We start from the raw sequence: 26,555 nt of genomic DNA, 5'->3' as shown, positions 1-26,555 counted from the left end.
CTCCGGCCTTTCTGTTTGAAGCCGGGCTCCCAGGGGCCAAAGCCCCTGGGAACACGCCGGCGATCTGGCACCACAGCCCCTCGCCGGCTTCCGGGGAGGACCTCAGAAGAAACCGACCTTGTTCGGGCTGTAGGAAACGAGCAGGTTCTTGGTCTGCTGGTAGTGATCGAGCATCATCTTGTGGGTCTCGCGACCGATGCCCGACTGCTTGTAACCTCCAAAGGCAGCGCCCGCCGGATAGACGTGATAGCAATTCGTCCATACGCGGCCCGCTTCAATGCCACGGCCGGCCCGATAGGCAATGTTGGTATCGCGGCTCCAGACGCCTGCGCCCAGACCGTAAACCGTGTCATTGGCGATTTCGAGCGCCTCTTCCACCGTCTTGAAGGTGGTGACGGAGACAACCGGTCCGAAGATTTCCTCCTGGAAAATCCGCATCTTGTTGTTGCCTTCGAAGACGGTCGGCTGGATGTAATAACCGTCCTTCAGATCGCCCGTGAGCGTCTTGCGGTCGCCGCCGGTCAGAACCCTGGCGCCTTCCTTCTTGCCGATCTCCAGATAGCTCATGATCTTGTCGAACTGTTCCTGCGAGGCCTGCGCGCCCAGCATGGTCGACGGATTGAGCGGATCGTCCTGGCTGATGGCCTGCACCCGCTTGATCGCCTTTTCCATGAAGCGGTCATAGATCGATTCATGCACCAGCGCACGCGAGGGGCATGTGCAGACTTCGCCCTGGTTGAGCGCGAAGAAGGCGAAACCTTCGAGCGCCTTGTCGAGGAAGGCGTCGTCTTCGTTCATCACGTCGGCAAAGAAGATGTTCGGCGACTTGCCGCCCAGCTCCAGCGTGATGTTGGTGACGTTGTCGGCCGCATAACGCATGATTTCCTTGCCGACCGAGGTGGAGCCGGTAAAGGCGATCTTGGCGATGCGGTTGCTCTGCGCCAGCGGCTTGCCGGCTTCGAGGCCCGTACCGTTGACGATGTTGAGGACGCCGGGCGGCAGCAGGTCTTCGATCAGCTCCATCACGATGAGAATCGAGGCCGGTGTCTGTTCGGCCGGCTTCAGCACCACGCAATTGCCCGCAGCAAGCGCCGGTGCAAGCTTCCACGCGGCCATCAGGATCGGGAAGTTCCAGGGAATGATCTGGCCGACGACGCCGAGCGGCTCATGGAAGTGATAGGCGACCGTATCGTTGTCGATTTCGCCGATCGTGCCTTCCTGGGCGCGGATGCAGCCCGCGAAATAACGGAAATGGTCGATGGCGAGCGGAATATCCGCATTGGTGGTCTCGCGCAGCGGCTTGCCGTTATCCCAGGTCTCTGCCCGGGCGATGAGATCGAGATTGTCCTCGATCCGCTGGGCGATCTTGAGCAGGATGTTGGAGCGCTCCGTCACGCTCGTCTTGCCCCATTTATCGCGGGCCTTGTGGGCGGCATCCAGCGCGAACTCGATGTCGGATGCGTCCGAGCGCGGCACTTCGCAGATCTTGTGGCCGGTGACCGGCGAAAGATTATCCATGTAGCGGCCGGATTTCGGCTCCACCCATTTGCCGCCGATGTAATTGCCGTATTTCAGCTTGAAGGGCGCTTCGCCCGCTTTCTGCTGAACCTGAATGTTCATGATTTCATCCTCCCTGATGAAAACGATCCGCAGCGGATCGCATGGGAGGAAGGTGGGCCTAGATGGCGCGGTTCGGTAGAGGGGCGGCGCGGTTCCGCAGCGCACATTGTCTCACATCTGCGACAAAGGCGCCTCGATCCGGCACGATTGGCCGGATCGCACCCGCATACACCTTAATGCACGTCGAATTTCTTCATCTTGCGGTGAAGCGTGGCGCGGCTGATGCCGAGCAGCGAAGCGGCCTGCGTGACATTGCCGTTGGTGCGCGACAACACGCGCCGCAGCGCCGAGCGTTCCGCTTCCGCAAGGTCGGAACCGCCATCGTGGCGCTGTTCCTGAAGAACATCGGCGGCGGGCAAACCCTGCGCGATCCGGGCATCGTCCAGCTTCAGTGCAAGGCGTGCGGCACGGGTCGCACCCAGCACGAGATCGTCCTGATCCACGGCCAGCAGCGACAGCGCCGCGCCGAACCCGCTCGGCACAACGACGATGCGCGCACCCGGAAAGGCGCGGCGGAAAAGATTGCCTTCGATGCGCTGTGCCGCATCCTTCACCGCCTGGGTGACGAAGGAGAAAGTCATCTCGTTGATGTCGTCGCGGCAGGTGGAAATATCGAGCGCGCCCGTCACCCGGCCGGTGTGATCGCGGATGGGAGCCGTGGTGCAGCAGAGTTCGGTATTCGACGTAAAGAAATGCTGATCGCGGTAGACCACCACCGAGCGCTCATCCACCAGCGCCGTGCCGATACCGTTGGTGCCCACGCTTTCTTCGCTCCAGACCGCCCCGGACCAGAGGCCAAGCGCCCGGAAATCACGATCATCGCCCGAAGCGCCGCGCCGCTCCAGCGCAACGCCCTGCGCATCGGTCAAAAGCAGGCAGCAGCCGGATTTGCCGACGCTTTGGAAAATGCGGTCGAGTTCATCCGTGCTTTCGGCAATCAGGCCAGCCGCACTTTCGCGAGCGCGGCGGAATTCGTATTCGCTGAGAAAGATCGGCTTGCGGTTTTCCTCCGGTGCAAGATGATGTTTGACCATGCAGCGACGCCAGGAGGCGACAATCGGAGAACTTGCGGCGGCGGAACGATGGCGCGCGGTTTCATACACGCGTTCCGCATGGGCGATGTCTGTCGGCATACGCTCCTCCCAAAGCTTTTCGGCGATGGTGCGCTGGAAGCGGCCATGTTTCAACAAAAAATTTCGCGACCGGCCTTGCCGGGCGCAGCCGCGGGCGGCGCCAGACTATCGGACCGCCTTGAAATAACGCCGGCCGGCGGTCACGTCCGTTTCATCCTCGGCCGAAAGGAACGTATCGTCCACGAGATTGGCGATGGAGGTCAGCGGACCGGGCTTGCCGAAAAAGAAGCCCTGCACCTGCAGGCAGCCTTCACGCCGCAGGAACTCGATATGGGCCTTGGTTTCGACGCCTTCCGCAAGCACCGGAATATTGAGGCTGTGCGCCAGAATGAGCGTCGAGCGAACGATCGCCTCCGACTGCACGTTGGTCGACAGGCCATCGATGAAGGCGCGGTCGATCTTGATCTTGTCGAAGGGGAAGCTCTGCAGCGTCGAAAGCGAGGAATAGCCCGTGCCGTAGTCATCCATGGCGATCTTGACGCCGAGCGACTTGAGTTTGCGGATGGTGACGAGGGCGTGGCGATGGTCGGCAATAATGCTGCCTTCGGTGATTTCCAGCTCTAGCCTTTCCGGCGCAAGCCCCGTCTCGGCAAGAATTTTCTCAACCTTGTCGGGGAAATCATTATCCGCAAGCTGCTGCGGCGCGACGTTTACGGCAATGGCGAGCGATTTTTTCCACTGAGCGGCCTGCGCGCAGGCTTCTCTCAAAACCCATTCGCCCAGTTCGACGATAAAGCCGGTCTGTTCGGCAATCGGAATGAATTCGGCGGGGGAGACCATGCCGCGTTCGGGGTGGTTCCAGCGCAAAAGCGCTTCGAAACCGACGATACTGCCGCTCTTGGTGTCGTTCTGCTGCTGGTAATAAAGCTCGAACTCGTTATTGGCGAGGCCGCTGCGCATGGCGACGGCCAGCACGTTGCGCTCACGCGCGGCCTCGTCCATGGATTTGTCGTAAAAGCATATGGTGTCCGAAGTACCGCTTTTCGCCCGGTACATGGCGACATCCGCCTGGGCCATCAGCGTATCGGCATCGATGGAGCCGGTATTGCGAACCGATATGCCGACGCTTGCGCCGACCGAAAATGTCTGTCCGTTCCATTCAACCGGCTTGCTGATCTGTTCGATCAATCGCTGGGCGAATTCCGCGCCGTCGGCGCGGGTGTAATAGGAATGGGTCATCGCCACGAATTCATCGCCGCCCATGCGGGCCAGAAACTCTCCGGTCTTCAGCACGGAACTCGCGCGGTCAGCGATGGCGCGCAGCACGGCGTCGCCTGCCGCATGGCCATGCACGTCGTTGATTTCCTTGAAACGGTCGAGATCGATGGACAGAAGCGCCGTATGCGCGCCCATCGAGACATGGCGTGTGCGGCGATTGAGATGCTCGATGAATGCCGCCCGGTTGGGAATACCCGTCAGCGGATCGTGCAACGAAAGATGGCGATAGCGGGCAACCGCCTGCTGGGTGGACTGGGCGTCGATGACATAGGTGGAGAGCCCGAGCGCCAGAAGCAGAAGCGTCACCGCAATGGCGCCTCCGCCCATGATGGCCGGCGGCAGCAGGTTTTCCGGAATGACGATGCGCGGGTCGAAGGCGAAGGACATCGACGCCATGCCGGTATAGTGCATCGAGGCAATGGCCAGAATGAGAAACGCCACCGCGCTATACTGGCAGAAACGGTTGAGAGGCCGGGCAATGCGATTGACCGCAATGGCGCCCAGCACCGCCCCCAATATCAGCGAGGCGATGACATAAGCCTGATCCCAGAAAAGCATGCCCTGAACATTATAGGCAGCCATGCCCGTGTAATGCATGGCCGCAATGCCGAGGCCGAGGACGATGCCACCAGCTTCCACCAGCACGCTGCGCCCGCCATAGGCGGAAATGCCGAAACCGGCAGTCGTCGTGGTAATGGCGATCAAAAGCGACAGCCCGGTCAGATAGGGATCGTATCCGACATCACCCGCCGCGACATAGCCCAACATCGCGACGAAATGGGTGGTCCATATCGCCGCCCCGCCATTGACGCCCGCCAGAAACAGCCAGTTGACCTTCTGCACGCCCGTCGCCAGACGGGCTTTCGAAAAAAGGCGCATCGAAACGAAACTGCCCAGCATGCAGACGAAGACGGCTGCGGCGGTGTATCGATAGTCGTGATCGATGGTGAGGCACTGGAGAACTTTGAGCATTGTCATCTACGCAATTGGAATTTTGCGTAGCCTTATCATTCGCCAAGTTTTCACCCGGTTTATGTGCATGGATAAGCATATATTAAAGGTTGCAACAAACGAGTGAATTAGTGATAACTAATAAAATTATAAAGCGGCACCCCTGAAAAACGGGCCGCTCTTGTCTTTATGCCCCGTTTGTATTATAGCGCCCGCACCCGTGTAGACACCCTTGGAGGCAACGCGGGCGGGATGGCCTTTGGCCTCTCCGGTTCAGGCCGCTTCGTTCGGCGTGAACTCTCCATATAACCTCGAAAGGAATTGCCATGAGCAAAGAATCGTATGAGCTCAAGGCCGAGGCGCGCGAACGAGTTGGTAAGGGGTCCTCTCGTGAACTTCGCCGCAACGGTTTGATTCCCGCTGTCATCTATGGTGACAAGCAGGCCCCCATTTCCATCGCCCTGTCGACCAATGAAGTCACCAAGCGTATCCACGCCGGCGGTTTCATGACGACGGTTGCGATCATCGACGTCGACGGCAAGAAGATCAAGGTTCTCCCGAAGGACTACCAGCTTGATCCGGTCCGCGACTTCACCATGCACGTCGACTTCCTGCGCGTTTCGGGCAACACGCTCGTCAACGTCGAAGTTCCGGTTCACTTCGTCAACGAAGAAAAGTCGGACATCAAGATCGGCGGCGTTCTGAACATCGTTCGCCACACGGTGGAATTCCACTGCCCGGCCAACGACATTCCGGAATTCATCACGGTCGATCTCGCTGGTCTGAAGATCGGCGACAACGTTCACATTTCGAATGTGAAGCTGCCGAAGAACATCACGCCGGTTATCGCCGACCGTGACTTCACGATCGCAACGATCGTCGCTCCGGCTGGCGGCGTTGCAGAAGAAACGACCGAAGAAGCTTCCGAGGAATAATCGGCGGCCGCAAGGCCGGACAGCTTTGAACAATGAGGCCCGTTCCGTTTTCGGAACGGGCCTTTTAGTTTTTATGAACTTTAAAACCAGAAAGCTTGCCATCCTCACCTGATACGGAACCCGTTTCAGTGTCGATTAACACTTCCATGAAACGATACCCTCGCGCTGTCGTGGAACACCGGCCGGGCTGAGGAAATGCGTGGGAAAACAGGCTTTTGCCGAAAACCCTCGCAAAACCCTCCGGGCGGACGAAACGGGGCGCAGCAAGTCTGGGGCAAAGGGTAGCTGCAATCGAACATGGCTCATTCCGTCGAAAGTCGCTTTATCGCGATTGTTTCCGGCGCACTTCTTACAGTGGTCGCCCCGCTCTTCACGCTTTTGCTGACGCTCTCCTACCACGAAGCCATTCGCAGCCAGCGTAACCACCTTGAGATTCTGCTGTCGACCAATGCGCAGGCGCTTGCCCGGCCTCTGTGGGACCTTGATGACGACACCATAAACCAGATTACCGGCACCCTAATCTCCGACCCCGTGATCAGGATGGTCGAGGTCAGGGATACCTCCGGCCAGCTCGATATCGTCCAGACGGCCGGCAGCGACATCATTCAGGATGCAGCCTCGGCGACGCGCGAAGTGACCTACAAGACCACGAAGGGCTCCGTCACCGTCGGGCAACTGACGATCTATTACGACAATGTCAGCCTTCTGACCTCTTTGAGCCGCACCGAACTGGCCTTCATCACGATTTTCATCCTCGCCGTCCTTACCATCGTTCTTGCCGCCATCGCCGGCAACCGCTTCATGGTCATCCGCCCGCTGATGCGGCTCGCGGCCGCCATCGAGGCAACGCGGCGTCTCGGCTCGCGCCACCACGTCGACTGGCGCTCGAAGGACGAAATCGGCCGGCTGGCGAAAAGCTTCAACGAAATGCAGACCCAGCTCGAAAAGGAAGAGCTGGAGATCAAGAACGCGCATGAGCGTAAGACGGAAATCTACAACCGCACGCCCGCCATGCTGTTTTCGCTCGACAGGCACGACCGCATTGCCGCCGTCAGTGACTATTGGGTGCAGGCGACCGGTTACGACCGCACCCGTATACTCGGCCTGAATTTCGCCGATCTCATCCATCCCGATGACCGGCTTCTTTTTCAGCAGCGCAAGACGGCTCATCCCTTGCCCGACGCTTCGCATAGCGGCATTACGGTCCGCTTCCATTGCATGGATGGCAGCGTGATGGACGCGCTCATCCTCGAAAAGGCTCTCGATTCCGGCGATGCGGCCCATCAGAGCACCTGCCTCTGCGTCATGACGGACGTGACCGAACTGCGCCAGTCGGAAAAGCGCAACCGCCAGCAGGCCATTTCCGACCACCTGACCGGCCTTTTCAACCGCCAGGGCTTCGAGGCCATTCTCGACCTGCAAATCCGCGATGCGGACCGCAACGGCAGCGAGCTGGCCTGCCTGTTCATCGACCTCGACCGGTTCAAGGCGATCAACGACAATCTCGGCCATGCCGCGGGCGACGCCGTTCTCAAACAATTCACGCTGAAGCTCGAACCGCTACTGACGCCGCTGGACAGCGCATCGCGGCTTGGCGGCGACGAATTCGCCATTCTTCTGGCCGGCGACAAGGTGGAAGAGCGCGCCCTGCAATTCTGCGAGCGCATCTGCGCCATGCTCGACACGCCCTTCGAGATCGAAAGCAACAGCATCCGCCTCAGCGCCAGCATCGGCATGGCGGTCTATCCCCTGCACGCCGCGAGCGCTTCCGAGCTTTTGCAGAATGCCGACATGGCGATGTATACCCGCAAGCGCACGGGCAAGAACGGCTCGCAGGTCTTCGACAGCTCGATCATGGACCGGGCGCGCGAACATGCGGAGCTGGAACGGGATATCGCGCAGGCGCTTTCCGAAGACTGGTTCGAGGCCTATTTCCAGCCGATTCAAAACCTCGCCACCGGCCAGACGGCGGGTTTCGAGGCGCTGCTGCGTCTCAACCACCCGGACAAGGGCCTGCTTTCTCCGGCCGCAATCGTCAGCCTTGCGGAAGAAAACGGCACTATCCACCGCATCGGCAATGTCATTCTCGATCAGTCGATCGCCAATCTCGCCAGGCTGTCGCGCCTGCCCGGCATGGACCAGACCTATGTGGCGGTGAATTTCTCGCCCCTGCAATTCGAACCGGGATTGCCGACGCGCATCGCCGGCGTTCTGCACCGCCACGGCATTCTTCCCAGACGGCTGGTCATCGAGATCACCGAAGCCGTTATCATGAAGGACGATCCGCAAATCCGGGCGATCCTCAATGCCATCCACCAGCTCGGCTGCCGCATCGCGCTGGACGATTTCGGCACGGGTTATTCTTCGCTCAGCTATCTCAGCCGTTTTCCGGTCGATATCGTCAAGATCGACCAGTCCTTCACCCGCTCGATCTGCGACGACAGGATGGACATCAGGCAGCGCAATCGCATGCTGGTCGAAGGCATCGCGGCCATCTCGCACAAGATGAACTGCGCCGTCATTGCCGAGGGCGTCGAGACGGAGGAACAGAAAGCGCTTCTGACCGATATAGGCGCGGATTTCGGGCAGGGTTATTTCTTCGCGCGTCCGCAGCCGGTCGAAAGGCTGATCACCTCACTCGACACGGCGTCCGGGCAAAACCGCGCCGCGGCGCGGCAAGCATGAACCGGCAGGGGGCAGCCATGGGATTGATCCGCTTTTGCCTGATCTTTCTTGCGCTCGCCACTCCGGCCAGCGCGGCCAAGCTCTTCCTGACCACCGAGGTCTATCCGCCCTATAATCTGCAGGCCAGAGACGGCAGCGTGCGGGGTGTCTATTTCGACCAGCTCAGAACCGTGCTCGAGGACACCGGCACCAGTTACGAGGTCGCCGTCATGCCCTGGGCGCGGGCCATCGCACTGGCCAGAACGCAGGCCATGCACTGCGTCTTCGCCGCTGCGAGAACGCCGGAGCGGGAAAAGCAGTTCAAATGGGTCTCGCCGATCCATATCGACCGCAACATTCTCGTGGCGCGCCGCAACGCGAATATCGAAGCCTCCAGCCTTGAGGAAGCCAAGAAATATCGGGTGGGAACCCAGCGTGGAGATTACACCGAAGCGCTTCTGGAAAAGCTCGGTTTCCCGCAGGTGGATGTCGGCGCGGATTTCGAGATCACGCTTCACAAGCTGAAGGCCGGCCGCATCGACCTGATGCCCATGTCTGAAAGCACCTTCAAAAGCCTGCCCGCCGACACTTTCAGCGAAGTGATAACTCTCTCGCGGCAGCAGCTTGGGCTTGCCTGCAACAAAAGCGTACCCGACGAGGTCATCGCGAAATTACAGGCCCGGCTGGACAGGCTGATCGCCGACGGAACGCAGCAACGGATATTCGACCGCTATAATCTCGTCAGCCCCTGAGCCCATCCGAAACTCCATAAAAGCCCCAAATCCATAAAAAGATTGACAGCCGGCGGTTTTCGGGGTGGTGACAACAGCATCATCAGGCAAAACGCGGACATGCCCCATGAAGATCATCGCAGGACTTGGTAATCCCGGCGCGCAATATGCGGTAAACCGTCACAATATCGGCTTCATGACCGTCGATGCGCTGCAGCGCCTGCCGTCCTTTGCGCCCTGGTCGAAAAAATTCAAGGCGGAGATTTCCGAAGGCGAGATCGGCGGCGAGAAGGTCCTGCTGATGAAGCCGCTGACCTATATGAACCTTTCGGGTGAGTCCGTCGGCGAAGCCATGCGCTTCTTCAAGCTTGCGCCGGCAGACATCATCGCCATCCATGACGAACTGGACTTGCCGGCCGGCCGCGCCCGCATCAAGACCGGTGGCGGCCATGGCGGCCATAACGGCCTGAAATCGCTCGACGCCCATTGCGGCAAGGACTATCGCCGCCTGCGTCTCGGCATCGGCCATCCCGGGGACAAGGAACGGGTGCACGGCCACGTGCTCGGAGATTTCGCCAAGGCAGACCGGGTCTGGCTCGATCCGCTTCTGGACGCCATTGCCGACAATGCCGCCATGCTGGTGAAAGCCGAGGATTCACAATTGATGAACAAGTGGCGCTGGCCACGGGCAGCAAGCCGGAAGCCGAAAAGCCGGCCAAGGCAGCCAAGCCCGCCGCACAGTCCCACATCCATCAGGCACGCAACAGCGCCCAGCCGAAAAAGCTGCCGGAAACCGGCCCGATGGCCGAAATGCTGAAACGCATGTTCAGCAAGAAGGACTAGATCGCGAATGTCTTCGGAGCCCACCGTCCCGCGCGCAGCCGCAGCCGGCGATCTGGCCGGATTGCTTGACCTTTACCGGGCGCTCAATCCGTCCGACCCTGAAATGACGGCAGAAGAAGCGAACACCGCTTTCGCGGCCATGCTCGCCCAGCCGGGCCTGACCGTGTTTCTTGCGACCGAAGGCGAAGAAGCGGTCGCCACCGCCACGCTGCAGATCGTTCCGAACCTGACGCGCGCCGCCCGCCCCTATGCCCTTATCGAAAACGTGGTGACGCTGGAAAACCGTCGCGGCCGCGGATATGGCCGCGCGGTGGTGCGCCATGCCGTCGAAGCGGCTTTTGCGGCGAACTGCTACAAGGTGATGCTGCTGACCGGTCGGCAGCGTCCGGAGGTTCACGCCTTTTACGAAAGCTGCGGCTTCGTACAGAACAAGACGGGTTTCCAGATCCGGCAGGATTAACGCTCACTCCTCCGGCTCGGTGGTGAACATCAGCGGAAATCCCGCTTCCTTGCCGAGATCGGTCGCTTCCTTGGCCTTGGTCTCGGCGATATCGCGCTCGCAGACAACGACGACCGCGCTGCCGAAGCGGTGCGCCGTCATCATCACCCGGTGGCCGGTTTCCTCGCTCATGCGGAAGACGGCTTTCAGCACCACGGTAACGAACTCACGCGGCGTATAGTCGTCATTCAGCAGAATGACCTTGTAGAGCTTCGGCCGCTCCAGCTTCGGTTTGACTTTCGGTTTCGGCTTGAGATCGACAGGACTGTCACTCATCATGGTCGCTCGTGCCTGTCGCTCATCGCGGTTGTTCATGGGAAAACCCCGTTGATGACGAAAGATCGATCGCTTGACCCGCTCATATTGCGCCGCAACCGCGGCATCGGCAACCCTGCCCGAAATTCCGCACCATTAAAGGTGCTTTGCCCGCACAAATCGGCCCGCGGGCTTGACCTTGCCCTGCCCTTTCCGCAAAAGGCTCCTCAACGAATTCTTTCAAACGGACAGGTTTCAAGCCATGGGCTTCAAATGCGGTATCGTTGGATTGCCAAATGTCGGCAAGTCCACTCTCTTCAACGCGCTGACGAAAACGGCAGCGGCGCAGGCGGCCAACTATCCCTTCTGCACCATCGAGCCGAACACCGGCGAAGTGGCGGTTCCGGATGCGCGCATGAAAATCCTCGCCGACATTGCCGGCTCGAAGGAAATCATCCCCACCCGCATCTCCTTCGTGGATATTGCCGGCCTGGTGCGCGGCGCATCGAAGGGCGAAGGCCTCGGCAACCAGTTCCTCGCCAATATCCGCGAAGTGGACGCCGTGGTTCACGTTCTGCGCTGCTTCGAAGATGACGACATCACCCACGTCGAAGGCCGCATCAATCCGGTGGCCGATGCCGAAACCATCGAGACCGAGCTGATGCTTTCCGATCTCGAAAGCCTTGAGCGCCGCACGGAACAGACCCGCAAGCGAGCCACCGGCAAGGACAAGGAATCGCTGGCGCAGCTGCCGCTGATGGAAGCCTCACTGAAGCTTCTGAACGAAGGCAAGCCGGTCCGCACCCTGCTCTCCACGCTGGATGCCGAGGAACTGCGCATCCTTCAGGGCCTCAACCTCCTGACCGCGCACCCGGTTCTTTACGTCTGCAACGTCGCCGAAAGCGACGCCGTCGACGGCAACGAACATACCAAGGCCGTTGCCGAAATGGCTAAGGCCCAGGGTGCGGAATCCGTCGTCATCTCCGCGGCGATCGAATCCGAAGTCGCGCAGCTTCCCGATGAAGAGGCGAAGGAATTCCTCTCGGCCCTGGGGCTTGAGGAAGCAGGCCTCGACCGCCTGATCCGCGCCGGCTACAAGCTGCTCGATCTCATCACCTATTTCACCGTCGGCCCGAAGGAATGCCGCGCCTGGACCATCGAGCGCGGCACCAAGGCCCCGCAGGCCGCCGGCGTCATCCACTCCGATTTCGAACGCGGCTTCATCCGCGCCAACACCATCGCTTATAACGACTATGTCGCCTTCAAGGGCGAAGTCGGCGCGAAGGAAGCCGGCAAGGCTCGCGACGAAGGCAAGGAATATGTGGTTCAGGACGGCGACGTCATCCACTTCCGCTTCAATACCTGATCTGGCCTTTGGCGACTTCGATAAGGTCCGCCAAGAAGGGTAACCGAACATTGCGGCGCGGTTTCTTCTCCCCGCCGGGGAGAAGGTGGCCCGAAGGGTCGGATGAGGGGGCTAGCTCTCGGTTTATCTCTACCCTCGCCCCCTCATCCCGCTGCCGCGACCTTCTCCCCCTCGGGGAGAAGAAACAAGCAGCACCCGCTCGCCCCATTCCTCTACATTGCATCCCCGATTTGACCTTTACGTAAAGGGAAAAATCATTTTAGATGCCGCCGATATTGACTGTGCGAAGGGAGGAAACCATGACGCCGGTCGCGACATATGCCTATGAGGATTTTTCCGTCGGTCGGGAATTTCCTTTGGGCCCGCAATCAATTTCCGCAGAGCAGATCATCACCTTCGCCAGCGAATTCGACCCACAGCCGATGCATCTTTCCGAAGAGGCTGGCCGCCAGAGCATTCTCGGCGGACTGGCGGCTTCCGGCTGGCACACCTGCAGCCTGCTGATGCGGATGATGGCGGACAGCTACATCTCGAACTCGACCTCGCAGGGCAGCCCCGGCATCGATTTCGTCGACTGGAAAAAGCCGGTTCTGGCGGGCGATACGCTTGTCGGAAAATCCATCGTGCTGGAACAGCGGCCCTCCGCCTCGCGCCCCGGCATCGGCCTCGTGAAATTACGCCACGAGCTTTATAACCAGCGCGGCGTTCTGGTATCGCACGGCGAAAACACCGTGATGTTCCTGATGCGCGGCAATGGAGGCGTTGCAGCATGAAACTGGCAGAACTTTCTCCCATCGGCGAACGTGTCACCCTCGATACGCTGCATTTTTCCGCCGAAGACATCATCCGTTTTGCCCGCGATTTCGATCCGCAGCCCTTTCATCTCGACGCGGAAGCCGCAAAGAACAGCGTTTTCGGCGCTCTCTGCGCTTCCGGCTGGCACACCGGCGCAGGCTGGATGAAATGCTTCCTCTCTCACTGGGCCAAAGAGGTGAAAAGATTGAAGCTACAGGGCCTTGAGCCGCCCAAACTCGGCCCCTCCCCCGGCTTTCGCGAACTCAAATGGAAAAAACCGGTCTTCGCCGGAGACGATGTCACCTATTTCGTGACCCTGCTCGAGACCCGAGCGCTGGAATCCAGAGCCGGCGTCTGGCTGAACACCACATTTAACGAGGGCGTCAACCAGTCGGGAGAAACAGTGATGACCTTCCAGAGCGGGGTTCTGGAATTCGAATAGAAAAGCGTCGGGGCAACAGCGTCACCATTGCCCCGTTACCATCTCAGTGGCCGGAGAACTCCACCAGCGTCCGCACCTCGACACCGAGGTCTTCCAGCTTCTTGCGGCCACCGAGATCGGGCAGGTCGATAACGAAACAGGCGGAAACGATCTCCGCGCCCATCTGCCGCAAAAGCTTGACCGCGCCTTCGGCAGTGCCGCCGGTGGCAATCAGGTCATCGACCAGAATGACCTTTTCGCCCGGCTGGACCGCATCCACATGCATTTCCATTTCGTCGACGCCGTATTCAAGGCTGTAGGCGACGCGGACGGTGGTGTGCGGCAGCTTGCCCTTCTTGCGGATCGGCACGAAACCGGCCGATAGCTGATGCGCCACCGCACCGCCCAGAATGAAACCGCGTGCTTCCATGCCGGCGATCTTGTCGATCTTCGTTCCGGCATAGGGCTGCACGAGTTCGTCCACGGCACGGCGAAAAGCGCGGGGGTTGCCGAGCAGTGTCGTGATGTCCCGGAAGATGATGCCCGGCTTCGGATAGTCGGGAATGGAACGGATGGCAGCGGAAAGCTCCGAAGCGATAACGGTCATGGTATTTCCAGTTGAGATAAGGGAAATGGATCAGAAGGTTCGGGCCACCCTATCAACTTGACGGCTGCGGACCAACTAAAAAGGGCCGGCGCTCATTCCGCCGGCGACATTCCCTCGATCCGCGCCCAGACCGGGCAGACATCCTCGAAGGAATGCGACAGGGGCCGCAGCGCCTCATCTTCCCTGTCATCGAAACTTCCCGAGACCAACGCAACCGTCGGCGCGTCGTCGATGGCGCCAAGCGTGCTGCCGCAGATCGGGCAGAAAGCCCGGCTGGAATAATCGGAGGATCGGAAAGTCGAAGGCGCGCCGCCCTCTCCCGTCCACGTCACCGCATCCTTCTCGAACTCCACCCAGGCAAGGCTGGGCGCACCGGAATGCCGCTGGCAGATATCGCAGGAGCAAGTGTGCGGATTACCGGGCTCGCCCTTCGCTTCAAAGCGGATGGAGCCGCACAGGCAGCCGCCGTTACGAATTTTCGTCATTTCCACCATCCCTCTCGACACATACTCGACACATGAAAAGGCCCCCACGGAAGACCGTGGGGGCCAATGACTGACAGGCATCTCTGGATGCCGATCAATGTTCCTTGTTGGCGTAGACCGATTTCTTGGTGAGATAGATCAGCGCCGTGAAGATGAACAGGAACACCATGACCATGAAGCCGGTGCGCTTGCGCTCTTCCAGATGCGGTTCTGCCGCCCACATCAGGAACGCAGCAACGTCCTTGGAATATTGGTCCACGGTCTGCGGCGCGCCGTCGTCATAGGTTACCTGATCGGCACTGATCGGCGGCGCCATCTTCAGCGCGGCTGCGCTGACGAAATACGGGTTGAAATGCGTGCCTTCCGACACTTCAACGCCGGCCGGCGGATCCTGATATCCGGTCAGCAGCGCATGGATGTAGTCCGGGCCGCCTTCCTGATAACCGCCGACGATCGGGATCATGTCGATGAGGAATTGCGGAAAGCCGCGCTCCACGCCGCGCGCCTTGGCGAGCAGCGACATGTCGGGCGGGGCCGCCCCACCGTTGGCGGCAGCCGCCGCCTCATGGTTCGGGAAAGGCGAAGGGAAATGATCGGAAGGCACGGCCTTGCGATTATACATTTCACCATCGGCGTTCGGCCCGTCCTGCACTTCATATTCCGCGGCGAAAGCCTTCACCTGCTCGTCCGAATAGCCGAGATCCTCCAGCGTGCGGAAGGAAACGAGGCTCATGGAATGGCAGGCGGAGCAGACTTCCTTATAGACCTTCAGGCCGCGCTGAAGCTGGCCCTTGTCGTATTTGCCGAAGGGTCCGGCAAAGGACCAGCTCTGCTCCTCGGGCTTGATGACCGGGAAGTGACCCCCGGCAATCGCGTGCTCCGTCTGGGCGGCGAGATCATGGCTCTCCTCCGCCGCGAAGGCGGCGGCGGAACAGCCGATGGCGGCGAAAAGCGCGATGCTCGTTACAAGCTTCTTCATTGTCGTCATCCTTCCTTCGCGCTCAGACTTCGGCAGCCGCAGATGCGGCACCCGTCTTGGCGGCGTTCTTTTCGAGAACGGCCTCGGTAATCGAATTCGGAATACGCCGGGGCGTTTCGACCAGACCGAGGATCGGCATGATGACGAGGAAGAAACCGAAATAATAAAGCGTGCCGAGCTGCGAATAGCCGACATAATTGCCTTTCAGATCGCCGGTGAGCAGGCCGATCAGGCCAGTTCCTTCCGCCGGGCGTGAACCCAGCCAGCCGAGCATGATGGCATTGACCACGAACAGCCAGAAAAACATCTTGTACCAGGGACGATAGACGGCGGAACGCACCTTCGACGTATCGAGCCAGGGCAGGAAGAACAGCACGACGATCGCGCCGAACATCACGAGAACGCCGCCCAGCTTGGAATCGATGATCCAGATGTTGAAGGTGATGGCGCGCAGCATGGCGTAGAATGGCAGGAAGTACCATTCCGGAACGATATGCGCCGGCGTCTTCAGCGGATCGGCCATGATGTAGTTGTCGGGGTGGCCAAGGAAGTTCGGCATGTAGAACACGAACCAGGCATAACCGATCAGGAACACGGAAACACCGAGCGCATCCTTCAGCGTCGCATAGGGCGTGAAGGGAACCGTGTCGGTCTTGCTCTTCACTTCAACGCCGGTCGGGTTGGTCTGGCCGGTCACATGCAGCGCCCAGATGTGCAGGATCACGACGCCTGCGATCATGAAGGGCAGCAGATAGTGAAGCGCAAAGAAGCGGTTCAGCGTCGGCTGATCAACGGCAAAGCCGCCGAGCAGAAACTGCTGGATCCATTCGCCGATGGCCGGGAAAGCCGTGAAGAAACCGGTGATAACGGTTGCGCCCCAGAAGGACATCTGGCCCCAGGGCAGAACGTAGCCCATGAAGCCCGTCGCCATCATCAGCAGGAAGATCACGCAGCCGAGAATCCAGAGGATTTCGCGCGGCGCCTTGTAGGAGCCGTAATAAAGGCCACGGGCGATATGCAGATAAACCGCGATGAAGAAGAACGACGCACCGTTGGCATGCATGTAGCGCAGCAGCCAGCCGTGGTTGACGTCGCGCATGATCTTTTCGACGGAATTGAAGGCGACCGTCGTTTCGGCCGCATAATGCATGGCCAGCACGACGCCGGTGAGGATTTGCACCAGCAGCATGACGGAAAGCATCGCGCCGAAGGTGTAGGCGTAGTTCAGGTTACGCGGGACAGGATAGGCAACGAAGCTGTCATAGATCATGCGCGGCAAGGGAAGCCGCGAATCGATCCACCTTTCGATGCCGGTGGACGGCTGATAACTGGAATGACCACTCATGAATATCTGTCCCCTTATCCGATCTTGATCACGGTATCGGATGTGAATGCAAATGTCGGGATGGCGAGGTTCTGCGGCGCCGGACCCTTACGTATGCGGCCCGCCGTATCGTAGTGCGAGCCATGGCAGGGACAGAACCACCCGCCGAAATCGCCGGCCTGGCCGAGCGGAATGCAACCGAGATGGGTACAGGAACCGACCATGACGATCCAGTTTTCCTTGCCCTCGCCGGCGGAGCGGTCGATATCCGTCGCCTGCGCGTCGGCGGCGATGTTGGCATTGCGCGCCACGGGATCCTTCAGATCGCCGAGAGCGACGGCCTTGGCTTCCTCGATTTCCTTCTCCGTGCGGTTGCGGATGAAAATCGGCTTGCCGCGCCACTTCACGGTAAGCGACATGCCCGGCTCGACGGCCGTGACATCCACCTCGATGGAGGCGAGCGCCAGCGTCGATGCATCGGGACGCATCTGGTCGATAAAGGGCCATGCAACTGCGGCGGCACCGACAGCGCCCGCCATTCCCGTCACTAGGTAAAGAAAATCGCGACGGGTCGGTTCACCCGAAGCGTCGTGATTGGTTACGTGCTCGCTCACCGCTACACCATCCTCTGCGCTGTTTTTGCCGTAAATCGCATGAGTCCTCCCGCTATGATTTGATCCAAGACAAACTCCGTCCCATCGTCCTGGTCATTCTCGCGGCATTTGAGAAACCGCGTCATGTGTTTGATCGCAAAATATTGACTGACTTGGCAAGAGCAAAGCACACAAAGCTGCCGTAATTCTGCCGGAGGGGGCCGATTTGGCTCGCATTTTTTCGCCGTCCTTGGCAGGCGGGCAACATTGTGCGCATCCATGCACCATGTTAGGAGACTTCAAGGGAGAGCGCGGAAAGCAGGGATTCGGATGACGGCGAAGCTCTCTTGCATGGTCTCCACGGCGGTGGCTGCCGTTCTTTTCGTCGCCAGCCTGCGTTATGTGACGGATTTCTGGCTTCTCGCCTTCGTCACCAGTTTCCAGCTGCACATCGCCATCGTCTGTATCCTGCTGGCATGCCTCATTTTCTGGCTGACGCGCGACGCGGTTTCGGCACTCCTCGTCGTCTGGTCGTTTGCGCTCGCCATCCATGCCATTGCCATGCTTCTGGAATTTTCCACATCCGCCACCCCCGCGCCGGGCGCCAAACCCTTCCGGCTGCTGTCCTTCAACGTGCTGATGGACAATGCCGCCAATGCGGATGCAATTGCCGACACGATTCTCGAATCGGGCGCGGATGCCGTCTATCTCTTCGAGGCGGCGGCGCTGAAATCGGCCCTGCCGCGACTGCAGCAAACCTATCCGCACAGGCTTGGCTGTTACACCGGAACGCCCGGATGCGATCTGGTCATCCTGTCAAAAAGACCGTTGCTGGAAGCCCGTTTCCACAGCCTCAGCGATCTTCGGCGGGATCGGTTCGCCATAGCCCATATCGATCTCGACGGCACGGAACTGACGCTCGCCGCCGGGCATATCACCAAGCCCTATTTCGACGATTATCATCGCGATGAACTCGATGAAGTGAGTGAAGTTCTCTTTCGCGTCACCGGGCCGCTCATTCTGGCCGGAGATTTCAATTCGGCCAGCATCGCCCCTGACATGCGCGCTTTCCTCGCCGCCAACGATCTGAAGAAAGCGACCTTCGAACCCGCCACATGGCCGACAGAGGCCGGCCGCTTCGGCATCGCCATCGACCATATCTTCGCCCGCGAACCGGCGACGCTGATGAAAACCACCCGTCTGCCCGACAGCCTCGGTTCCAATCATTACGGCCTGATGGCGGACTTCATGATCGGGAAATAGCCGAAGGCCTTATTGCGCCGCTTCGTCCGCGGCAAGAAAACCGCCCGACTGCCGCGCCCAGAGTTCCGAATAAAGACCGCCCTGCATGACCAGATCGGAATGGCTGCCCTGTTCGACGATGCGCCCCTGGTCCATCACGATCAGCCGGTCGAGAGCGGCAATCGTCGACAGGCGATGGGCGATGGCCAGAACCGTCTTGCCCTGCATCAACTCATCCAGATTGCTCTGGATTGCCGCCTCCACCTCCGAATCGAGCGCCGACGTCGCCTCATCGAGCACGAGGATCGGTGCGTCCTTCAGCATCACGCGGGCGATTGCGATGCGTTGGCGCTGGCCGCCGGACAATTTCACGCCGCGTTCGCCCACATGTGCGTCGAACCCCTTGCGGCCGCGCTGATCCTCGAGCCTGGCGATGAAGTCATCCGCCTTGGCCCGGCGCGTCGCCTCCTGCAATTGCGCTTCGGTGGCGTCGGTGCGGCCGAACAGGATGTTGTCGCGAATGGAGCGATGCAGCAGCGACGTATCCTGTGTGACCATGCCGATATGGGCGCGCAGCGATTCCTGCGTCACCCTGGCGATATCCTGCCCGTCGATCAGGATGCGGCCTTTTTCGACATCGTAAAAACGCAGGAGCAGATTGACGAGAGTGGATTTTCCCGCCCCGGAACGTCCGACGATGCCAACCTTCTCGCCTGCCCTGATTTCGAGATTGAGATGGTCGATGACGCCGTTCGCCCGCCCGTAATGGAAGCTGACATTTTCGAAACGAATGCCCGGCTTCCTGACCTCCAGCACCGTCGCCTCCGGCGCATCGACGAGACCGATCGGCTGCGAAATCAGCTCGGCGGCATTCTGCACCGTGCCGAAATTGCGCATGATGCCGTTGAACTGCGTCATCAGCCGGCCAAGCAGGAAATTGAGGCGCAGCACCAGCGCCAGCGTGAAGGCCACCGCACCGGAACTGATCTTGCCGGAAAGCCACAGATCGATGCAGAGCGCGGCCATGGAGGTGATCATCACGCCGGACAGAAGCGCCATGGAGGCGCGCACGCCGGTGATGAACCGGGTGAATGTCATCGTCGCATGCTGGAAAATGTCGAAACCCTGCCGCATGTAGCGGTCATTGGCGTCGTCGCGCCCGAACAGCCGGAGCGTCTGGATATTGCTATAGGCATCCACCATGCGGCCGGAGAGCATCGAGGCGGCTTCCGCCGTTTCCTTGGAATGGTAGCGGATACGCGGCACGAAATACCGCGCCAGCAGCGAGAATATCCCCACCCAGACGACGACGACGACCGCAAGCCGCCAGTCCAGCCCGCCGATCAGGAACAGCATGGAAACGGAATAAATGCCGACGAACCACACGCTTTCCATCAGGGAGGTGACGAGATCGCCCGCCGCCTGCCCGCCCGACCAGACCTTGGTGACGATGCGGCCGGAAAAATCGTTCTGGAAGAAGGTCAGCGATTGCCGCGCCACATGCATATAGGATTGCCAGCGCACCAGATTGTAAAACCCGGGCGTGATGATCTGCTGATCCACCAGCGCCGTTACCATGGTGACGATAAAACGCACGACGCCGATCAGCACCAGCATGCCCACCAGCTCGCCGCCATGGGCCGCAAGCAGCCCCGCCCAGCCCTCTTCCGGCTTCACGGTGGAGAGAATATCCACCAGCCGCCCGACGAACCAGAACAGCGCCGCCTCGATGGCGGCCGTCAAACCGCCCAGCACCAGCATGGCGAAAAACGGCGCCTTGGCCTGCGAGATGTAGAACCAGATAAAGGCGAACGTGCTTTCAGGCGGCCGCAAATCGTCCTTGCGGGCGAAGGGCTTTATCCAGTTCTCGAAAAACTCGAAGATGCGGGTAATAACCATGATCCGGATATAGGCGGATTCCCGGAGCGGGAACAGCCGCGAAGGCTTCGGGAAGAGATTATATTTCGGTAACATTCGGGGAATGAAAAAGGGCGGGAAACGTTCCCCGTCCTTAAATCGACCCAGCGATATTTTGCGCATCGGCTGCATCCCCACACCGTCACCCCGGACTAGATCCGGGGTCCAGCGCGATCAAGTCCTTGATCGCAAAAGACTCCTCTCACGGCGCAGACGCGCCGTGGCTGGATGCCGGCTCAAGGCCGGCATGACGGAGGAGAGGTTAGCGCACATATCATAGGCGAGAGGGCGGGAAACCATGCTTGCCGCCCTCTCGCTTCTCCTTACTCCGCCGCCACTTCCGCCTCATGGTCGGCGATGAAGCCGCCGGACTGGCGTCGCCACAGGTCGGCATAGATACCGCCCATCGCCACCAGTTCCGCATGGCTGCCCGCCTCCACGATCCGGCCCTTGTCGAGAATGATGAGCCGGTCCATTTCTGTCAGCGTCGAAAGGCGGTGGGCGATCGCGATCACCGTCTTGCCTTCCATCAGCGAGAACAGGTTTTCCTGGATCGCCGCCTCGACTTCCGAGTCGAGCGCCGAAGTCGCCTCGTCCAGCACCAGGATCGGTGCATTCTTGAGGAAGACGCGGGCGATTGCGATACGCTGGCGCTGGCCGCCGGAGAGCTTCACGCCGCGTTCGCCCACCTGCGCATCGAGGCCCTGACGACCATGCATGTCGACAAGCGTTTCGATGAAGTCCCAGGCATTCGCCCGCTTCGCCGCCGCGATCACCTGCTCGTCCGTGGCCTCGGGGTGACCATAGGCGATGTTGTCGCGGATCGACCGGTGCAGCAGCGAGGTATCCTGCGTCACGACGCCGATCAGCTCGCGCAGGCTGTCCTGCGACACCTTGGAAATGTCCTGCCCGTCGATGGTGATCCTGCCCGCTTCCAGATCGTAGAAACGCAGAAGCAGGTTCATCAGCGTCGTCTTGCCCGCACCCGAACGCCCGACCAGACCGACCTTTTCGCCCGGTTTGATGTCGAGCGTCAGCCCGTCGATCACGCCCTTGTTCTTGCCGTAGTGGAAACGGACATTGTCGTAACGGATCGCGCCCTGCGGGGCCGCAAGCTCAGGCGCCTTCGGAACGTCGACGATGTCGTGCGGTTTCGTCATCATCGACATGCCGTCATAGACCGTGCCGATATTTTCGAACAGCGAGGTGACTTCCCACATGATCCACTGCGACATGCCGTTGACGCGCATGGCAAGGCTGATGGCGATGGCGACCGAACCGGCCGTGACCGAACCCTGCATCCAGAAATAAAGACCGAGCGCCGCCGTGGAAAACAGCACCAGGGCGTTGTTGAGGTCGATCAGGATATTGAAGCCGGAAATCTTGCGCATCTGGCGGTGAACCGTGCCGAGAAACACGTTCATGCCCTCACGCGCATATCTTTCCTCGCGCCCCGCATGGGAAAACAGCTTGATCGTCGAGATATTGGTGTAACTGTCGACGATCCGGCCCGTCATCATCGAGCGTGCATCGGCCTGCTCCTGCGCCAGCCGGCCGAGCTTCGGCACGAAATAAGCGAGGATGGCCATATAGATACCGAGCCAGACCAGCAGCGGAATGACCAGTCTCCAGTCCGCCGCCGCGACCATGAACAGCATCGAGACGACGAAGCTGATCGCATAAACGAAGACGTCGATCACCTTCAGCGCCACTTCGCGGATCGCCAGCGCCGTCTGCATCACCTTGGTCGAAACGCGGCCGGCAAACTCGTTGGCGAAGAAGTTCATGGAATGGCGCAGCAGGAAACGGTGCATCTTCCAGCGCGCGATCATGCCGAAATTGCCGGCAAGCGTCTGGTGCATCGTCATGGTGTGGATCGCGCCCATCAGCGGCAGCAGGAATAGCACCAGCGCCGCCATGCCGATCAGATGCCAGCCCTCATCGGCAAAAAATGTCTCGCGATTGGCCGTGGAAAGCCAGTCGACGATATTGCCGAGGAATTTGTAGAGCATGGCTTCCGCAATCGCGATGCCCATGGACATCAGGCCAAGCAGCAGGAGCCATGGCCATGCGGGCTTCACATAATGCCACAGGAACGGCAAAAGCTTCTTTGGCGGCACGGAGGGCGCCGAAGAGGGAAAAGGATCGAGGCGTTTTTCAAACCAGCCAAACATAGGCCAAGCTCCGGCAATCAATCGCTCCATCGTGACATGGTGAGCGGACACAAATATGGCTCACGACGGAACGGAAAAGTCTTTGGATATGGCCGTGACAGCCACATGACGAATCGAAAAATGGGAAACGCGGGCGAACCGCGGAGTAACACCTAAGCCAGCAGCGGCACGACTGGGGCCGGGAGGCGAATACGAACATCATTTAGCATGAGAACCTCCCTTGGCTGGTGTTGAAGATATGGCCTTGTAGCGCAAAATTTAGTCAATGACCAGTCGGAAAGACACCGAATACGCGAGAAAACATGCAGGTGCCGCCCAAAGGCGAACGGGCGGAGATGACCCCGCGAGGTCTCCGCCCGTTAAGCGATGCGGACATCGCCCTATTCGGCCGCGTCCTGCGCCTCTGCGCTTTCATAGCTCGCAATCAACTCAACCATTGCGGCCTGCGTATGCCGCTTCAATTCCCGGCGATCACTGGGCTGCGGCGCGAAGGTGACGGTCAGCCCCGTGTCCCTTATCGTACCGATGGCGAAGGACGCACCGGTCAACATGCGCACGCCCTCATGCAGCCAAAGCGGATCGGTGGCGAAATGCTGGCCGATGCCGACCACGACGGGAATGCCCTGCCAATGCGACATGCGGTCGTAATGGATGTGGCCCGCAAGAATGCCGATGACATCATGCTCGAACAGCACCTCGTCCAGCGCCTCGGTATCCGCGAAGGAAAGCGATTCCCACTCCGCATCCGGGCGGGCGAAATCGAGCGCCGGCGCATGGTGCATCACCAGCAGCTTCGGCAGTTCGGGGTGGTTTTCCAGCTCATCCTCCAGCCATTCGATCTGCCCCGGCTCGAAAGCGCCGCCGACCTTGCCCGGAACGCTGGTATCCATGACGATGATGTGGATGCCGGCAATGACCTCGGCATGGTCATAGGGCTCGTCCAGATCCTCATGGCGGTCGAGCATGACCGGATAAAAACCGTCGCGGCGGTCGTGATTGCCGAGCGCGAAGAGCACCGGCATATCGAGTTCCGCTTCCGCCATCAGCCGCTTGAGTTCCTCATAGCTGCCGGCATCGCCCCTGTTGGTCAGATCGCCGCTGGCGACGATGAATTCAGGTGGCGGCACGAGCGCCTTGATCTGCGCAAGCGTCGCGGAAAGCGTGGCCGAGGTCTCGGAATAAAGATCATCGTCCTGCACCTGCGGATTGCCCACATGCAGATCGGTCAGATGGACGAAATTCACCCGTTCGGACATGGTGTCCTCCTGTTGTTGCGTGCAGAAAATCCGGCTCGAAACGGCCTGTCCCGACCATTTACGATAGTCCGGGCAAACCCGACGATGCGTTGGTGAATGGGTAGCCGCCCTGTGTGTCACGCGAATGAACATCCAGCCGGGAACAACACCTCAAAGGGACTTTTCACAGCATAGCTGTCGCCCGACCCCTGCCCGTGATAATCGGACGGGCACGCCAACCGTAGTGAGACGTCCATGCCCGATACCATGCCCGAAATCAGGATCGCCCTTTACCAGCCCGATATTCCCGGCAACACCGGCACCATCCTGCGGCTGGCCGCCTGTCTCGGCCTTGGCGTCGACATCATCGAGCCGGCCGGTTTCGATATTTCCGACCGTAATCTGAAACGGGCGGGCATGGATTATATCGCGGCGGCGGCGCTGACGCGCCATGTCAGCTGGGACCGTTTCGAGGAATGGCGGGCAACTACCGGCCGCCGTCTCGTTCTCGCCTCCACCAAAGCCGCCCTGCCCTATACGAAGATCGCCTACCGCACGGATGACATCCTGCTTTTCGGCCGCGAAAGTGCGGGCGTACCGGACCATGTGCATGAAAAGGCAGAGGAGCGAATCATCATCCCCATGGTGGCGGGACAGCGCTCCATCAACGTCGCCATGTCGGCGGCGATGATCGCCGGCGAGGCTTTGCGCCAGGTGGCATGGGCCTAGGCGTCATTTTTAACGCCAATTTTTCGGGCAAATACAAAATTTGACCGTTTTTACTTCAAAACTGTCGCAACCCGGCCTGTACCGAGGGCATCGAGGCTCCTATACTGATTAGCCGGACAATAAAAATCGTGCTCGCCGGAACCATCCGCCGGCGGGTGTGAGGAGACGTCGCATGCAATCCACCATTGTCATCGTCAACCTTCTCGGCGCAGTCGCGCTGCTGCTCTTCGGCCTTGCCCAAGTGAAGGACGGGGTCACCCGCGCCTTCGGCATGAAACTGCGAAGCGTGCTGGCCACCGGCACCCAGAACGGTCCGCGCTCCTTCTTTTCCGGCTTCTTCGCCACCGTCGCGCTGCAAAGTTCGACGGCGACGGCGCTCACCGTCGCCTCCTTTGCTGAACGAGACCTCATCAGGCCACGCATGGCGCAGGTGGTGCTGCTGGGCGCCAATGTCGGCACCGCCGTTACCGCATGGATCGTCGCGGCCGGGGTGGAATGGCTGTCGCCGCTGCTGATCCTTGCGGGCATTATTTTGAAAAAGGGCAGTTCCAATGCCCGGCAGGGCGGCGGAACGGCGCTGATCGGCATCGGCCTCATGCTTCTGTCGCTGCATCTGTTGAGCGGCGCGACCGAACCGATGCGCGCCTCGCCGGCTCTCGGCGTCTTTATCGGCCTGCTTGACGGGGCATGGCCCGTCGCGCTGATCTTTTCCGCCGTGCTCGCCTTCGTTTCGTCTTCCAGCCTCGCCGTCGTGGTGCTCATCCTGTCGCTCGCCGCCACCGGCACGCTTTCCACCGGCCTCATCATCGTGCTCATTCTCGGCGCCAACCTCGGCGGTGCCATTCCGCCGGTCATCGCCACGCTTTCCGGCCCCGCCTCAGCGCGGCGCATCACCATGGGCAACCTTCTGGTGCGCACCATTGGCTGCCTCATCGCCCTGCCGCTCGCCTCCTATGGCGCGGAATTCCTGCAGCAATTGCCGCTCTCGCCGGTAAAATTGCCGGTCGACGCCCATCTGATCTTCAACGTCATTCTGGCGGCGCTGGCCTGGCCCTTCTCCGGCCTCCTGTCCGACCTGATGGCAAGGCTGGTGCCGGGCGATCCGAAAGCCGAAGACGGGCCGAATTTCCTCGATCAGCAGGCGCTGGACATGCCGGTCGTGGCGCTCGCCAACGCCACCCGCGAGGTCTTGAGCGTCGGCGACAGCATCGAGCGGATGCTGATCCGCGCCGAAAACGCCTTCAAGCATAATGATCTGGCGCCGCTTCAGGAGGTTTCCCTGCTCGAAAAGAAGGTCGACCGCCGCCAGCAGGAGGTGAAGGTCTATCTGTCGCAACTGGGACGCAAGGGGCTTTCCGACGAAGAAGCGCGTCGTTCGATCGCCATCATCGACTACGCCATCAACCTCGAACATATCGGCGACATCATCGAAAAGGGCATTTGCGAGCAGATTCGCAAGAAGGTGCTGAACAGCTTCAAATTTTCCGACGACGGCTATGAGGAGCTGAAGACCCTGTTCGACATGACCATCGAAAATCTGCGTGCCGCCCAGAGCATTCTGGTGACCGGCGATTTCGATCTTGCCCGCCGGCTGATGGAAAGCAAGGTGGATATACGCCGGCTCGAAAAACAGTCTTCGAACCGCCATCTCGAGCGCCTGCGCGACGGGCTTGCGGAAAGCATGCAGACCAGTTCGCTGCATCTCGACATGCTGCGGGATCTGAAGCGCATCAACGCCCACATCGTCACGGTGGCGCATCCCATTCTGGATGAAAGCGGTGTGCTGATCGAAAGCCGCCTGCGTTATGCCGAGCCCCGCGCCTAAAAGCATTCCGGGAA

Annotated in this window: 22 protein-coding genes and 1 pseudogene; 11 read left to right on the top strand and 12 right to left on the bottom strand. The window is 60.2% G+C overall.

Going from position 1 to position 26,555, the window contains the following annotated elements; translation table 11 throughout:
• Positions 1 to 102: 102 nt before the first annotated feature.
• The 3 genes from adh to L901_RS13310 all read right to left on the bottom strand — a co-directional run bounded on the left by adh (position 103) and on the right by L901_RS13310 (position 4,943).
• Entirely contained in the window at positions 103 to 1,620 is a 1,518-nt protein-coding gene (gene adh / locus L901_RS13320; RefSeq protein ID WP_059757421.1) for an aldehyde dehydrogenase, read from the bottom strand.
• Between the two features lie 173 nt (positions 1,621 to 1,793).
• Positions 1,794 to 2,753: a helix-turn-helix domain-containing protein gene (locus tag L901_RS13315; RefSeq protein ID WP_003522885.1), complete on the bottom strand. Its 960-nt coding sequence runs from the start codon at positions 2,751 to 2,753 to the stop codon at positions 1,794 to 1,796.
• Between the two features lie 105 nt (positions 2,754 to 2,858).
• Positions 2,859 to 4,943 carry a bifunctional diguanylate cyclase/phosphodiesterase gene (locus L901_RS13310; protein WP_059757418.1) on the bottom strand — a complete coding sequence of 695 codons (2,085 nt, stop codon included), beginning with the start codon at positions 4,941 to 4,943 and terminating at the stop codon, positions 2,859 to 2,861.
• 305 nt (positions 4,944 to 5,248) lie between these two features.
• Between L901_RS13310 and L901_RS13305 the strand changes: the two genes are divergently transcribed.
• The 5 genes and pseudogenes from L901_RS13305 to L901_RS13285 all read left to right on the top strand — a co-directional run bounded on the left by L901_RS13305 (position 5,249) and on the right by L901_RS13285 (position 10,555).
• A complete protein-coding gene (locus L901_RS13305; protein WP_004430287.1) occupies positions 5,249 to 5,857 on the top strand; it encodes a 50S ribosomal protein L25/general stress protein Ctc in 609 nt (202 codons plus the stop codon).
• Positions 5,858 to 6,154: 297 nt separating this feature from the next.
• Positions 6,155 to 8,542: a bifunctional diguanylate cyclase/phosphodiesterase gene (locus tag L901_RS13300; RefSeq protein ID WP_059757415.1), complete on the top strand. Its 2,388-nt coding sequence runs from the start codon at positions 6,155 to 6,157 to the stop codon at positions 8,540 to 8,542.
• A gap of 17 nt (positions 8,543 to 8,559) precedes the next feature.
• Complete coding sequence (locus L901_RS13295; protein WP_059757506.1) at positions 8,560 to 9,273, top strand: ABC transporter substrate-binding protein; 714 nt, start codon at positions 8,560 to 8,562, stop codon at positions 9,271 to 9,273.
• Positions 9,274 to 9,379: 106 nt separating this feature from the next.
• Positions 9,380 to 10,095, top strand: a pseudogene (gene pth, locus L901_RS13290) (aminoacyl-tRNA hydrolase).
• Between the two features lie 7 nt (positions 10,096 to 10,102).
• On the top strand, positions 10,103 to 10,555 hold the full coding sequence (locus L901_RS13285; RefSeq protein WP_059757412.1) for a GNAT family N-acetyltransferase: 453 nt from the start codon (positions 10,103 to 10,105) through the stop codon (positions 10,553 to 10,555).
• Between the two features lie 3 nt (positions 10,556 to 10,558).
• On the opposite strand, the gene clpS is transcribed toward L901_RS13285, so the two are convergent.
• On the bottom strand, positions 10,559 to 10,870 hold the full coding sequence (clpS, locus tag L901_RS13280; RefSeq protein ID WP_035260429.1) for an ATP-dependent Clp protease adapter ClpS: 312 nt from the start codon (positions 10,868 to 10,870) through the stop codon (positions 10,559 to 10,561).
• Between the two features lie 241 nt (positions 10,871 to 11,111).
• On the opposite strand from clpS, the gene ychF reads away from it, so the two are divergent.
• The 3 genes from ychF (at position 11,112) to L901_RS13265 (ending at position 13,452) form a co-directional block, all read left to right on the top strand.
• On the top strand, positions 11,112 to 12,215 hold the full coding sequence (gene ychF / locus L901_RS13275) for a redox-regulated ATPase YchF (protein WP_035260423.1): 1,104 nt from the start codon (positions 11,112 to 11,114) through the stop codon (positions 12,213 to 12,215).
• A 299-nt stretch (positions 12,216 to 12,514) separates the two neighbouring features.
• Positions 12,515 to 12,988 (top strand): MaoC family dehydratase, encoded by a 474-nt coding sequence (locus tag L901_RS13270; RefSeq protein ID WP_059757409.1) that lies wholly within the window; start codon positions 12,515 to 12,517, stop codon positions 12,986 to 12,988.
• Positions 12,985 to 13,452 carry a MaoC family dehydratase gene (locus tag L901_RS13265; protein WP_059757406.1) on the top strand — a complete coding sequence of 156 codons (468 nt, stop codon included), beginning with the start codon at positions 12,985 to 12,987 and terminating at the stop codon, positions 13,450 to 13,452. Before L901_RS13270 ends, L901_RS13265 begins: the two co-directional genes overlap by 4 nt.
• Positions 13,453 to 13,495: 43 nt before the next feature.
• Here L901_RS13265 and L901_RS13260 read toward each other — a convergent pair whose 3' ends face one another.
• The 5 genes from L901_RS13260 to petA form a co-directional block, all read right to left on the bottom strand.
• A complete protein-coding gene (locus L901_RS13260) occupies positions 13,496 to 14,038 on the bottom strand; it encodes an adenine phosphoribosyltransferase (RefSeq protein WP_003494623.1) in 543 nt (180 codons plus the stop codon).
• Positions 14,039 to 14,130: 92 nt separating this feature from the next.
• A complete protein-coding gene (locus L901_RS13255; protein WP_059757503.1) occupies positions 14,131 to 14,523 on the bottom strand; it encodes a GFA family protein in 393 nt (130 codons plus the stop codon).
• Positions 14,524 to 14,617: 94 nt separating this feature from the next.
• Positions 14,618 to 15,502: a cytochrome c1 gene (locus L901_RS13250; RefSeq protein ID WP_003523103.1), complete on the bottom strand. Its 885-nt coding sequence runs from the start codon at positions 15,500 to 15,502 to the stop codon at positions 14,618 to 14,620.
• A gap of 22 nt (positions 15,503 to 15,524) precedes the next feature.
• Entirely contained in the window at positions 15,525 to 16,847 is a 1,323-nt protein-coding gene (locus tag L901_RS13245; RefSeq protein ID WP_003523102.1) for a cytochrome b N-terminal domain-containing protein, read from the bottom strand.
• Between the two features lie 14 nt (positions 16,848 to 16,861).
• Positions 16,862 to 17,440, bottom strand: a complete 579-nt coding sequence (petA, locus tag L901_RS13240; protein ID WP_035239587.1) for a ubiquinol-cytochrome c reductase iron-sulfur subunit — start codon at positions 17,438 to 17,440, stop codon at positions 16,862 to 16,864.
• Between the two features lie 309 nt (positions 17,441 to 17,749).
• On the opposite strand from petA, the gene L901_RS13235 reads away from it, so the two are divergent.
• Positions 17,750 to 18,682: an endonuclease/exonuclease/phosphatase family protein gene (locus L901_RS13235; protein WP_059757403.1), complete on the top strand. Its 933-nt coding sequence runs from the start codon at positions 17,750 to 17,752 to the stop codon at positions 18,680 to 18,682.
• A gap of 9 nt (positions 18,683 to 18,691) precedes the next feature.
• Here the strand turns inward: L901_RS13235 and L901_RS13230 are convergent, their stop codons facing one another.
• The 3 genes from L901_RS13230 to L901_RS13220 form a co-directional block, all read right to left on the bottom strand.
• Positions 18,692 to 20,701 carry an ABC transporter ATP-binding protein gene (locus tag L901_RS13230; protein WP_371259715.1) on the bottom strand — a complete coding sequence of 670 codons (2,010 nt, stop codon included), beginning with the start codon at positions 20,699 to 20,701 and terminating at the stop codon, positions 18,692 to 18,694.
• A gap of 200 nt (positions 20,702 to 20,901) precedes the next feature.
• A complete protein-coding gene (locus L901_RS13225; RefSeq protein WP_059757400.1) occupies positions 20,902 to 22,752 on the bottom strand; it encodes an ABC transporter ATP-binding protein in 1,851 nt (616 codons plus the stop codon).
• A gap of 380 nt (positions 22,753 to 23,132) precedes the next feature.
• Complete coding sequence (locus L901_RS13220; RefSeq protein WP_059757396.1) at positions 23,133 to 24,008, bottom strand: phosphodiesterase; 876 nt, start codon at positions 24,006 to 24,008, stop codon at positions 23,133 to 23,135.
• Between the two features lie 234 nt (positions 24,009 to 24,242).
• Between L901_RS13220 and L901_RS13215 the strand changes: the two genes are divergently transcribed.
• Positions 24,243 to 24,716 carry a tRNA (cytidine(34)-2'-O)-methyltransferase gene (locus tag L901_RS13215; protein WP_082710622.1) on the top strand — a complete coding sequence of 158 codons (474 nt, stop codon included), beginning with the start codon at positions 24,243 to 24,245 and terminating at the stop codon, positions 24,714 to 24,716.
• A gap of 172 nt (positions 24,717 to 24,888) precedes the next feature.
• Entirely contained in the window at positions 24,889 to 26,541 is a 1,653-nt protein-coding gene (locus L901_RS13210) for a Na/Pi cotransporter family protein (RefSeq protein WP_059757393.1), read from the top strand.
• Positions 26,542 to 26,555: the final 14 nt, after the last annotated feature.

The sequence above is a fragment of the Agrobacterium sp. D14 genome (assembly GCF_001526505.1).
Classification (GTDB): Bacteria; Pseudomonadota; Alphaproteobacteria; order Rhizobiales; family Rhizobiaceae; genus Agrobacterium; species Agrobacterium leguminum.
This window is presented reverse-complemented; position numbering and strand designations above follow the sequence as displayed.

What these genes read in the sequence shown, in the direction of transcription:
- L901_RS13300 (WP_059757415.1), top strand. Translation starts at nt 6,155, where the DNA reads ATGGCTCATTCCGTCGAAAGTCGCTTTATCGCGATTGTTTCCGGCGCA.
- L901_RS13255 (WP_059757503.1), bottom strand. Translation starts at nt 14,523, where the DNA reads ATGACGAAAATTCGTAACGGCGGCTGCCTGTGCGGCTCCATCCGCTTT.
- L901_RS13235 (WP_059757403.1), top strand. Translation starts at nt 17,750, where the DNA reads ATGACGGCGAAGCTCTCTTGCATGGTCTCCACGGCGGTGGCTGCCGTT.
- L901_RS13260 (WP_003494623.1), bottom strand. Translation starts at nt 14,038, where the DNA reads ATGACCGTTATCGCTTCGGAGCTTTCCGCTGCCATCCGTTCCATTCCC.
- L901_RS13220 (WP_059757396.1), bottom strand. Translation starts at nt 24,008, where the DNA reads ATGTCCGAACGGGTGAATTTCGTCCATCTGACCGATCTGCATGTGGGC.
- L901_RS13265 (WP_059757406.1), top strand. Translation starts at nt 12,985, where the DNA reads ATGAAACTGGCAGAACTTTCTCCCATCGGCGAACGTGTCACCCTCGAT.
- L901_RS13270 (WP_059757409.1), top strand. Translation starts at nt 12,515, where the DNA reads ATGACGCCGGTCGCGACATATGCCTATGAGGATTTTTCCGTCGGTCGG.
- L901_RS13310 (WP_059757418.1), bottom strand. Translation starts at nt 4,943, where the DNA reads ATGCTCAAAGTTCTCCAGTGCCTCACCATCGATCACGACTATCGATAC.
- L901_RS13230 (WP_371259715.1), bottom strand. Translation starts at nt 20,701, where the DNA reads ATGCGCAAAATATCGCTGGGTCGATTTAAGGACGGGGAACGTTTCCCG.
- L901_RS13295 (WP_059757506.1), top strand. Translation starts at nt 8,560, where the DNA reads ATGGGATTGATCCGCTTTTGCCTGATCTTTCTTGCGCTCGCCACTCCG.
- L901_RS13210 (WP_059757393.1), top strand. Translation starts at nt 24,889, where the DNA reads ATGCAATCCACCATTGTCATCGTCAACCTTCTCGGCGCAGTCGCGCTG.
- ychF (WP_035260423.1), top strand. Translation starts at nt 11,112, where the DNA reads ATGGGCTTCAAATGCGGTATCGTTGGATTGCCAAATGTCGGCAAGTCC.
- L901_RS13245 (WP_003523102.1), bottom strand. Translation starts at nt 16,847, where the DNA reads ATGAGTGGTCATTCCAGTTATCAGCCGTCCACCGGCATCGAAAGGTGG.
- L901_RS13225 (WP_059757400.1), bottom strand. Translation starts at nt 22,752, where the DNA reads ATGTTTGGCTGGTTTGAAAAACGCCTCGATCCTTTTCCCTCTTCGGCG.
- adh (WP_059757421.1), bottom strand. Translation starts at nt 1,620, where the DNA reads ATGAACATTCAGGTTCAGCAGAAAGCGGGCGAAGCGCCCTTCAAGCTG.
- L901_RS13285 (WP_059757412.1), top strand. Translation starts at nt 10,103, where the DNA reads ATGTCTTCGGAGCCCACCGTCCCGCGCGCAGCCGCAGCCGGCGATCTG.
- L901_RS13215 (WP_082710622.1), top strand. Translation starts at nt 24,243, where the DNA reads ATGCCCGATACCATGCCCGAAATCAGGATCGCCCTTTACCAGCCCGAT.
- clpS (WP_035260429.1), bottom strand. Translation starts at nt 10,870, where the DNA reads ATGAGTGACAGTCCTGTCGATCTCAAGCCGAAACCGAAAGTCAAACCG.
- L901_RS13305 (WP_004430287.1), top strand. Translation starts at nt 5,249, where the DNA reads ATGAGCAAAGAATCGTATGAGCTCAAGGCCGAGGCGCGCGAACGAGTT.
- L901_RS13250 (WP_003523103.1), bottom strand. Translation starts at nt 15,502, where the DNA reads ATGAAGAAGCTTGTAACGAGCATCGCGCTTTTCGCCGCCATCGGCTGT.
- L901_RS13315 (WP_003522885.1), bottom strand. Translation starts at nt 2,753, where the DNA reads ATGCCGACAGACATCGCCCATGCGGAACGCGTGTATGAAACCGCGCGC.